At 73.8% G+C, this 8,964-nt stretch carries 9 protein-coding genes; 2 read left to right on the plus strand and 7 right to left on the minus strand.

Annotated features, from left to right (window positions below; all coding sequences use genetic code 11):
- Positions 1 to 123: 123 nt before the first annotated feature.
- Positions 124 to 2,334 (plus strand): accessory Sec system translocase SecA2, encoded by a 2,211-nt coding sequence (gene secA2, locus ACLQ2R_RS08010; protein WP_425958710.1) that lies wholly within the window; start codon positions 124 to 126, stop codon positions 2,332 to 2,334.
- Positions 2,335 to 2,346: 12 nt separating this feature from the next.
- Here secA2 and ACLQ2R_RS08015 read toward each other — a convergent pair whose 3' ends face one another.
- Together ACLQ2R_RS08015 and ACLQ2R_RS08020 are read right to left on the minus strand one after the other, a co-directional pair.
- Positions 2,347 to 2,622 carry a type II toxin-antitoxin system RelE family toxin gene (locus ACLQ2R_RS08015; protein ID WP_425958711.1) on the minus strand — a complete coding sequence of 92 codons (276 nt, stop codon included), beginning with the start codon at positions 2,620 to 2,622 and terminating at the stop codon, positions 2,347 to 2,349.
- Complete coding sequence (locus ACLQ2R_RS08020; RefSeq protein ID WP_425958712.1) at positions 2,619 to 2,897, minus strand: type II toxin-antitoxin system Phd/YefM family antitoxin; 279 nt, start codon at positions 2,895 to 2,897, stop codon at positions 2,619 to 2,621. Before ACLQ2R_RS08020 ends, ACLQ2R_RS08015 begins: the two co-directional genes overlap by 4 nt.
- A gap of 157 nt (positions 2,898 to 3,054) precedes the next feature.
- On the opposite strand from ACLQ2R_RS08020, the gene ACLQ2R_RS08025 reads away from it, so the two are divergent.
- Positions 3,055 to 3,858 (plus strand): helix-turn-helix domain-containing protein, encoded by an 804-nt coding sequence (locus ACLQ2R_RS08025; RefSeq protein ID WP_386241750.1) that lies wholly within the window; start codon positions 3,055 to 3,057, stop codon positions 3,856 to 3,858.
- 132 nt (positions 3,859 to 3,990) lie between these two features.
- Here ACLQ2R_RS08025 and ACLQ2R_RS08030 read toward each other — a convergent pair whose 3' ends face one another.
- The 5 genes from ACLQ2R_RS08030 to ACLQ2R_RS08050 all read right to left on the minus strand — a co-directional run bounded on the left by ACLQ2R_RS08030 (position 3,991) and on the right by ACLQ2R_RS08050 (position 8,867).
- Positions 3,991 to 5,454: a PepSY-associated TM helix domain-containing protein gene (locus ACLQ2R_RS08030; RefSeq protein WP_425958713.1), complete on the minus strand. Its 1,464-nt coding sequence runs from the start codon at positions 5,452 to 5,454 to the stop codon at positions 3,991 to 3,993.
- A 357-nt stretch (positions 5,455 to 5,811) separates the two neighbouring features.
- The gene (locus ACLQ2R_RS08035; protein ID WP_425958714.1) at positions 5,812 to 6,357 is read right to left on the minus strand and encodes a hypothetical protein; all 546 of its coding nucleotides are present in this window, start codon (positions 6,355 to 6,357) and stop codon (positions 5,812 to 5,814) included.
- 226 nt (positions 6,358 to 6,583) lie between these two features.
- Positions 6,584 to 7,726 carry a CU044_5270 family protein gene (locus ACLQ2R_RS08040; protein ID WP_425958715.1) on the minus strand — a complete coding sequence of 381 codons (1,143 nt, stop codon included), beginning with the start codon at positions 7,724 to 7,726 and terminating at the stop codon, positions 6,584 to 6,586.
- Positions 7,719 to 8,360, minus strand: coding sequence for an RNA polymerase sigma factor (locus ACLQ2R_RS08045; RefSeq protein ID WP_425958716.1), 642 nt, complete (start codon positions 8,358 to 8,360; stop codon positions 7,719 to 7,721). The genes ACLQ2R_RS08040 and ACLQ2R_RS08045 overlap by 8 nt, the downstream gene beginning before the upstream one ends.
- A 231-nt stretch (positions 8,361 to 8,591) precedes the next feature.
- On the minus strand, positions 8,592 to 8,867 hold the full coding sequence (locus ACLQ2R_RS08050) for a hypothetical protein (RefSeq protein WP_425958717.1): 276 nt from the start codon (positions 8,865 to 8,867) through the stop codon (positions 8,592 to 8,594).
- Between the last annotated feature and the right edge of the window lie 97 nt (positions 8,868 to 8,964).

Genomic DNA, 8,964 nt, shown 5'->3' on the forward strand with positions numbered 1-8,964 from the left:
CCCGCCGGGTGCGCCGTGGCGTACCGTGGCGAGCCGGACCCCTGATCCGTGGACGGTCGATCTTTGCACCACAATGTCCACAGGAGACGGAACGCGAGCCCGGGAAAGGGCGTTGGAGGGAACGTGGCCTCGATAACTCAGCTCTTCCGGCGGTTTCTGGAACGCCCCGGCACGGTGGACCTGTCGACGTTCGAGCGGGTGGTGGCCGAGGCCGGGACCCGCGAGGAGCGGATCCGCGCGCTCGACGAGCTCCCCCGCGCCTCGGTCGACGACCTCGCCGAGTTCTGCGCGATCGTACGGGAGGCCGCGCGCCGCTCGCTGGACCTGCGGCCCTACGACGGGCAGCTCGTCGGCATGCTCGCGATGCTCTCGGGCAACGTCGCGGAGATGGCCACCGGCGAGGGCAAGACCCTCTCGGGTGCGATGGCCGCCGCCGGGCACGCGCTGCAGGGCAAGCGCGTGCACGTCATCTCGGTCAACGACTACCTGGCCCGGCGCGACGCCGAGTGGATGGGCCCGCTGTACGAGACGCTCGGCGTCTCCTGCGGCTGGATCGGGCAGACCTCCTCCCCCGAGGAGCGCCGCGCGGCCTACGCGGCCGACGTGACGTACGGCTCGGTCAGCGAGATCGGCTTCGACGTGCTGCGCGACCGGCTCGCCACGGACGTGGACGACCTGATCGTCCCGGCCCCGGCGGTGGCGCTGGTCGACGAGGCCGACTCGGTGCTGGTCGACGAGGCCCGGGTCCCGCTGGTGCTGGCCGGTGCCGCCGACCCCGGCGACGCCGTGCCGGAGATGGCCGCGCTGGTCAGGCAGCTCGTCAAGGGCTACCACTACGAGCTCGACGACCAGGCGCGCAACGTGCACCTGACGGGCAAGGGCATCGACACCGTCGAGCAGGCGCTCGGCGTCGAGCTCTACGACACCCCCGCCACCCTCACCGAGGTCAACCTCGCCCTGCACGCCCACGCCCTGCTGGCCAAGGACGTCGACTACATCGTCCGCGACGGCCGGGTGCACCTGATCAACGCGTCCCGGGGCCGGGTGGCGCTGCTGCAGCGCTGGCCGGACGGCCTGCAGGCGGCGGTGGAGGCCAAGGAGGCGCTCTCGCCGTCGGAGACCGGCGAGATCCTCGACTCGATCACCGTCCAGGCTCTGATCACCCGCTACCCGGAGCGGTGCGGCATGACCGGCACGGCGGTGGCGGTCGGCGACCAGCTCCGGGAGTTCTACGACCTCAAGGTGGCGGTGGTCGCGTCCAACCGGCCGTGCGTGCGGACCGACGACCCCGACCGCCTCTTCGAGTACCGGATGGAGAAGGACCTCGCGCTGGTCGACGAGATCGCCGAGGTGCACGCCACCGGCAGGCCGATCCTGGTCGGCACGCTGGACGTGGCCGAGTCCGAGCGCCTGGCGCTGACGCTGGGCGGCCGCGGGCTGGAGTGCGTGGTCCTCAACGCCAAGAACGACGCCGAGGAGGCGGCCATCATCTCCCGCGCCGGGGAGCGCGGCGCGCTGACGGTCTCCACCCAGATGGCCGGGCGCGGCACCGACATCCGGCTCGGCGAGGGCGTCGAGGAGCTCGGCGGCCTGTACATCATCGGTTCCGGACGGCACACCAGCAGCCGCCTGGACGACCAGCTCCGCGGGCGCGCGGGCCGCCAGGGCGACCCCGGCGGCTCGGTCTTCTTCGTCAGCGGCGAGGACGACCTGATCACCCACTACGTCGCCGACGAGTACGCCACGGGCGTGCCGGAGCGCTCGCTGGTGGGTCACGCCCAGCGGGTCGCCGAGGGCGTCAACATGGAGATCCACCGCAACACCTGGCGCTACACGCGGCTGCTGGAGCGCCAGCGCGGCCTGCTGCTGGAGCGCCGCGACCGGGTGCTGCGCGAGCGCACGGCCGGGGAGGCCCTGGCCGCGGCGGCCCCCGAGCGGTGGGCGGAGCTGTCGGAGAGCGTCGGCGAGGACGTGCTGCACGAGGCCGCCCGCCAGATCGTGCTGTTCCACCTCGACCGCGCCTGGGCCGACCACCTGGCCTACCTGGGAGAGCTGCGCGAGGGCATCCACCTGCGGGTGCTCGGCCGGCTCAACCCGATCGACGAGTTCCACAAGGACGCCGTCCCGGCCTACCAGCGGCTGCTGGCCGAGATCGAGACGCGCTCGGTCGAGACCTTCGAGACCGCCACGGTCACCGGCGAGGGGCTCGACCTGGAGGAGGCGGGGCTCAAGCGTCCCACCGCCACCTGGACCTACCTGGTGCAGGAGAACCCGTTCGGCACCGAGTGGGACCGCATCCTCAACCGCCTCACCAACAAGGTCCGCCGCCGCTGACCGGGCCGCCGCTCACCGCGATCGGTAGGCGTCGGCCCGATGCCGGACGGTGATCACCTGAACGACGACGCGGTCGTCGTCGATCAGGTAGAGCACCCTGTAGTCGCCCCGGCGCGCGGACCACTGCGGGGCGAGGGGCTCGTCGAGCGGCTTGCCCACCCGGTGAGGGTTGTCCAGGAGCGGGCCGGTGACGAACTCCCAGATCGCCGGCACCACCTTGGCGGGCAACCGCTCGGTGAGGTCCTGCCGGGCGCGGCGGGTGAGGCTGAGCTCGTACCGACCGCTCACAGGCGGCCGGTCCGGCGGAGCTCGGCCTCCACCTCCTCCTGGGAGAAGGTGCGTCCCGCCTCCAGGTCGGCGAGGCCGTCGCGGATGGCCGCCACGGTCTCCGTGGAGGCGAGGATGTCGATCATCTCGCGCATGGTCTCGTAGTCGTCGGCGGCCAGCAGCACGGCCGCGGGCACACCGTTGCGGGTGATCTCGAATCGCTCGTGGGTGGTGACGGCGGACTCGATGATGCCGGAGAGGCGGTTTCGCGCCTCGGCCAGCGGAAGAAGTGTCATGTACATAATTCTAGCCAACACCTGGGGGCGAGGCCAGCGATCCGGAACGCCTCGCCGAGCGCGGCATGCTCCCGCGCGGCCGGTCGGCGGGACATCATGATCCGCGTTACGTGCCCGGTAATGGTTTCGCCGTCCGGCGCCGGTTATCGTGGCGTACGTGACCACCACCAGCGCGTCCCGGCCGGTAGGTGAACTTCTGCGCCAGTGGCGCGAACGCCGGCGGATGAGCCAGATGGACCTCGCGATCCAGGCCGACATCTCCACCCGTCACCTGAGCTTCGTGGAGACGGGACGGTCCAGACCGAGCAGGGACATGATCCTGCACCTGGCCGAGGAGCTGGACCTGCCCCTGCGCGAGCGCAACCACCTGCTGCTCGCCGGCGGGTTCGCGCCGCTGTACTCGGAGACCCCGCTCAGCTCCCCGCACATGGCCTCCGTGCGGGAGGCCCTGGGCCAGGTGCTGAGGGGGCACGAACCGCACCCGGCGGTGGTCGTCGACCAGCGCTGGAACCTCATCGACCGCAACTCCGCCACCGGGGTGATGCTGCGCGGGGTCGCGCCCGAGCTGCTGGTCCCCCCGGTCAACGTGCTCCGGCTGAGCCTGCACCCCCGGGGCATGGCGCAGCGGATCACCAACCTGGGCGAGTGGCGGGCCCACCTGCTGCACCGGCTCCGCCGCCAGATGAGCCTGACCGCCGACCCCGAGCTGGCCGCCCTCTGGCGCGAGCTCGACGACTACCCCTGCGACCAGCCCGAACCCGAGATCGACCGGCCGGGACCCGGTGACATCGTGATCCCGCTGCGGATCCGCCGGGGGTACCGGGAGCTGACGTTCTTCAGCACCATGACGACCTTCGGCACCCCGCTGGACATCACCGTCGCCGAGCTGGCGATCGAGGCGTACTTCCCGGCCAACCCCGAGACCGCCGCCTACCTGCAGCACCAGCACCACCCCGACTAGGAACCCACCGGACCGTCCGGTACGCCGCCTCGCGGACCCGTCACCACCCGGGCCCGGAGCTCACGAGACGGCGCCGGAACCCACGAGAGGGCTCCGGCGCGCCCGGGGACCCCGGGCGCGCCGGGACGTCGCCTACCCCGCCGTTCGCGACACCCGTTCCCGGGACGCCGCGACCCTGGCGAGGACCACGTCGACCACGAGGAAGGCGAGCAGCGAGAGCCCCAGCAGCGGGAGGAACACGCCGGCCGCGATCGCCACCGCCGCCAGGGGCAGGGTCACGACCAGGGGCAGCCGCCGCAGGCCGCCGCGCGCGTACGGGGCGCCGAAACCGCGCGTGGGGCGGCGCAGCCACCACATGCGGTACCCCCACACGATGACCGAGATGAGCGCCAGGGCGAGCACCGCCAGCAGGATCTGGTTGGCCAGGCCGAACAGCGCGCCCATGTGCCCGTCGATGCCCCAGCGGGTCAGCTTGGCGCCGATCGGGTAGTCCTCGAAGCGCAGTTCGGCCGTGACCCCGGCGGTGGCGGGGTCGACCGCCACCTGGTCGTTGCGCTGCGGCCAGAGCCGGTCGTTCTCCTTGACGACGTAGGAGCTCCCGGGCTCGGCGGGCCAGACGATCTCCAGCGGGCCGGACAGGCCGCTGCCCGTGGCGGCCCGGACGACCTGGTCGGCGTCGGCGACCCGGGCGGCGCCTTCGGCGTCGTCGGCGTCGTCACCGTGGCCGCCGTGCTCGGCGTGGTCACCGGAGGCGGCGGGCAGCGACGGGGTGGACCAGCCCAGCGACCTCTGGAGCACGTCGACGTTGGCCCCGGCGTACTTCGACCAGGTCAGGCCGGTGGCCGACAGGGCGAGCAGGCCCACCAGCGCCCACAGGCCGACCGAGCCGTGCCAGGAGAGCGTCCTGCGCGAACCGCGGGCGCCGCGCTCGGGCGCGACGAACCGGCGCAGCCGCCGCCCGCTCCGGTGACGGCGGGACAGCCAGAGCACCAGGCCGCCGAGCCCGACCAGCCAGAGCCAGCTCGCCGCCATCTCGCTGTAGACGCGTCCCGGCTCGCCCAGGTGCAGGTGCCGGTGGAGCTGGGAGATCCAGGTCCGCACGGGCAGGGCACCCGAGCCGCCGTAGCTCTCCAGGGAGCCCCGGACCTGGCCGGTGTACGGGTCGACGAACACCGCCAGGCGGGTGCTCTCGGCCATGCCGGGCACGTCGAGCAGCACCTGGGTCGTGACGCCGGGCTCGTCGGAGGTCCGTACGGCTCCGACGGTCCCCTCGGGGTGCGCGGCGGTCGCGGCGGCGACCTGCCGCGCCAGCGGCACCGTCTGAGCCCCCGCCGGGACGGGAGCCGTCAGCTCGTGGGAGTGGACCACCTTCTCCAGCTGGAAGGAGGCCGCGTACAGCAGGCCGGTCGTCGCCGCCACCAGCAGGAAGGGGGCGACGAGGATCCCGGCGTAGAAGTGCAGGCGGAGCAGGAGCGCGCGCAGCGTCGCCCAGGTGGACGCGGAAGGCCCGGTGGACCCGGTGGGGCCGGTGGGCTCGGGGGGCTCGGGGGGCAGGGACGGCTCGTTCGCCGTCCGGATCTCGATGTCAGAGGTCATGGGGGTTCTCCTCGACGGGAGGCGCGCACCGTCAGGTACGCGCCACCGCGGTACGGGGTTCGGTCCGGCGCGCGGGAACGCGTGCCGGACGCGTGACGGAGACGGGGGGGAGGGGCCGGGTGGGCGTGCGACACCCGGCGGAGGGGCCGGGTGGGCGTGCGACACCCGCGGTACGGCGCGTGGGCACGCGCGGCACCGGAACGAGAGCGGCCCGACGGGCACGCCGGTGACACGGACGGGCACGACGCGGCCGGATCTCACCCGTGAGAACGGCGCGACGGAACCCGGGCACGACCCGCCGGGGCGCCGGTCGCGGCGGCCACGGGCGGACGGCTCGATGTCAGGTGGCGTACGAGGTCAGAAGGCGCGCGAGGGCGCGGGCGGGCCGCGGCGGGAGACGGTGGCGGCGAGCAGCCGGGTGACGAGCGGCACCCGGTCGGCGGGCTCGGCCACGAGCGCGGCGGGGTGGTGGGCGACGGGCGCGTACCGCCGCAGCACGACGAGGATCGAGGCGAAGAGCAGGTACAGGAGTGTGGCCAGGCCGCACTCCCCCCGCTCCAGCCAGTGCGCCGACAGCAACGCCGTCACGGTGTGCACCAGCAGCATGAACAGGCCGGCGGACAGGCCGCCGTCACCGTGGTCGTGCCCGGCCGGCGGCGGGGCCGCACCCGCGGTGAACCACAGGTGCATGCCGTACTGGGCGGCGAAACCCGCCCCCGTCAGGACGCCGAAGCCACGTCGCCGCCGGGCGAGGACGAACGCCCCCGCCGCGGTCGGCACCGTCGCCCAGGCCAGTACGCCCGCTCCCACGGGGGTGCCGCCGGCCAGCACGTGCATGGCCAGCGACACCGTCACGCACACGACCGCGAAAACCGCGGCGCGAACGGAGCGCAAGGCGTACATGCGGCAATGGTGACAGAGAATGACGAATCTGCCAGCCCCTTGATCTGTTTTCAGAAACGGGACCGGTCCGGCGACCGTCGGGGGAGGGCCGGGCGTCCCCCGCCGCCGCGCCCGGCCGTCCCCCGCCGCCGGGGTCGTTCGATCAGGGCCGTTCGGTCAGGGCCGTTCGGTCAGGGCCGTTCGGTCAGGGCCGTTCGGTCAGGGCCGTTCGGTCAGGGCCGTTCGATCAGGGGCGTTCCGCCGGGGCCGGAGCGTCGCCGGGGGTGTGGCCGGAGGTCTCGGGGGCGACCGTGGGAGCGTCGTCGGCGACCTCGGCCTTCAGCAGCGCCGTCGAGGTCAGCACCTCGCCCACCGGCGCCCCGGCCCTGGCCGCGTCCGTCACGACCATCCGTTCTCCCAGGTAGCGGTAGGTGGCGGGATCGAAGATGTACTCGTGCCGCACACCGCTCTCCGGGTTGGACATGACCGCCGCGACCCCCTCGCGCCCGGCGGCGTCCTCGACCCCTTCGGCGGTCCGCACCCCGGGGATCGTCCCGGCCGCCCGGAACAGCGCGGCCCGCTGCGCGGCCGGCATGTACGCCTGCGTGACCATCGCGCCGACCCTTCCCCACGCCTCGTAGTGGTCGAGCACTCCCCCGGTCAGGCCGGTGTAGAGGTGCTCGCGCATCCCGGCGGGGTCGGCGGGCAACCGGCTCAGGTAGGCGTAGTCGGTGCGCAGGTGGCCGGGGCGGTCGTCGCGGCCGGTGAGCAGGGAGGGCTCGGCACCGCTCTCCGCCCGCCGCAGGGCCTCGGCCGGCAGCGGCTCCCCCGGGTACGGCTGCGGCCGCAGGTGCCGGACCGACGCGACGCCTCCCGCGAGCGGTGAGCCGTCGGCCGGGAGCCAGACCGTGTGCACGCCACGGTCGAGGTAGCGGCGTTTCCGCCCGTCCTCCTCCACCTCGGCCGGATACATGACCTGTGTCTCCAGGACGAGGAACTGGCCGGGCCGCGGGCGCAGGTCGTCCTGGGCGCTCGCGGTCTCGGCGGCGCGCCGGAGGACCTCCACCATCGCCACCGGTGCCATCGGGACGGCCCGCGTCCCGCCGCCGGGCTCGGCCTGCGGGGAGTGGACCCCGGTGACGTACACGGCTCCCGCGAGCACGACGGCCGCGGCTCCGGTCCCGGCGACGAGACTCCGGCGCACGCTCCCCCGCAGGATCGCCCGCAGGCCGTCCGGGCGTACCGGTGCGCGCCCGGTCGTGCGGGAGGACGGCGCGGCGCCACCGGCGGTGATCTCCGAGAGCAGCCGCAGCTCCTCGGACCGCAGTTCCGCCGCCCCGGGCAGCGGCACCTCGGAACGCAGCCGGTTCAACTGGGTCATTTCATCCATGGACGGTCTCCTCGATGACGGATGTGGGATCGACCCCGCCGAGCTGCTCGCGCACCTTGCCCCTGGCCCGGCTGACGCGTGAACGGACCGTGCCCACCGGTATGCCCAGCGCCTGGGCGGCCTCCGGGTAGGTCAGGCCGCCCCACGCCACCACCAGCAGCACGTCCCGGTGACCGGCGGGCAGCCTCGCCAGCGCCGCCGCCAGGCTCCGCCGTACGGCGCCGGCGCTCAGCCGTTCGTCGCTGCGCTCGGTGAACGGCTCGGTCACCGGATCGACGCCGGTCCGTTCGAGGACGCGCAGCCGCTGCAGCTCGACGCGCTTGTGCCGCCTGATCAGGTTGGTCGCGATGCCGTACAGCCACGGGCGGGCGCTGGGCCGGGAGAGGTCGTACCCCGCCCGGCCGCGGAACGCCACCAGGAAGGTGTCCGCCACCACGTCCTCGGCCATGTCGGCGCCCAGCCGCCGGGTGACGTAGCGCTTGATCTCCGCCGCGTGCCGGTGGAAGACCGCGGCGAACGCCTCCGGTTCGCGCCGGGAGCGCTCGATGACGGAGGCGTCGTCCGCCTCCGCCTCCGTCTCACCGGCGGGGAGCTCTCCGCCGGCGGCCGCCCCGGCCCGGCTCGTGTCACTCATATACGGCCTCTCGGCTCTCGGTCAGGTCACCCGTTGTTGCCTTCCCAGGCGACGACGGTTCCCGGACCGGTCCGGGAGATCCGGCCGATCCCGCCCCTCCTCATCCTCGTCCGGTCGTACCGGCTCTCGTCCGGTCGTACCGGCTCTCGTCCTGTCGTACCGGCTCTCGTCCTGTCGTACCGGCTCTCGTCCTGTCGTACCGGCTCTCGTCCTGTCGTACCGGCGTGATCCTCAGCCGTGGCCGACGGGGGTGGTGCCGAACATCAGTGTGCGCCGGCGGACGTCGTAGAAGACGGTCCCCGCCACGGAGAGCAGGTCCTGCAGGTTGTCGGCGTCGTCGGGGTCCAGGGTCAGCACCTCCTCCCAGGCGCCCTGGTCCAGGACGAGCTGCAGGGTGTACGTGCCGGGCTTGCCTCCCTCACCCGCGACCCAGCTGAACTGGTAGTGGCTCAGCTGACGCACCGCGATGCCGTCGTCGGTGACGGGCTGGCGAACCTTGGTGGCCACCGGGTTCCTCCCAAGGTCGGCGTGGGGGGAGCGGCGGGGGGGGGGGGGGGGGGGGGGGGGGGGGGGCCGGGGGCGGCGCGCGCGCGCCCCGCCCGGC

Origin of the sequence: Streptosporangium sp. DT93, from assembly GCF_049844535.1 — a bacterium.
Classification (GTDB): Bacteria; Actinomycetota; Actinomycetes; order Streptosporangiales; family Streptosporangiaceae; genus Streptosporangium.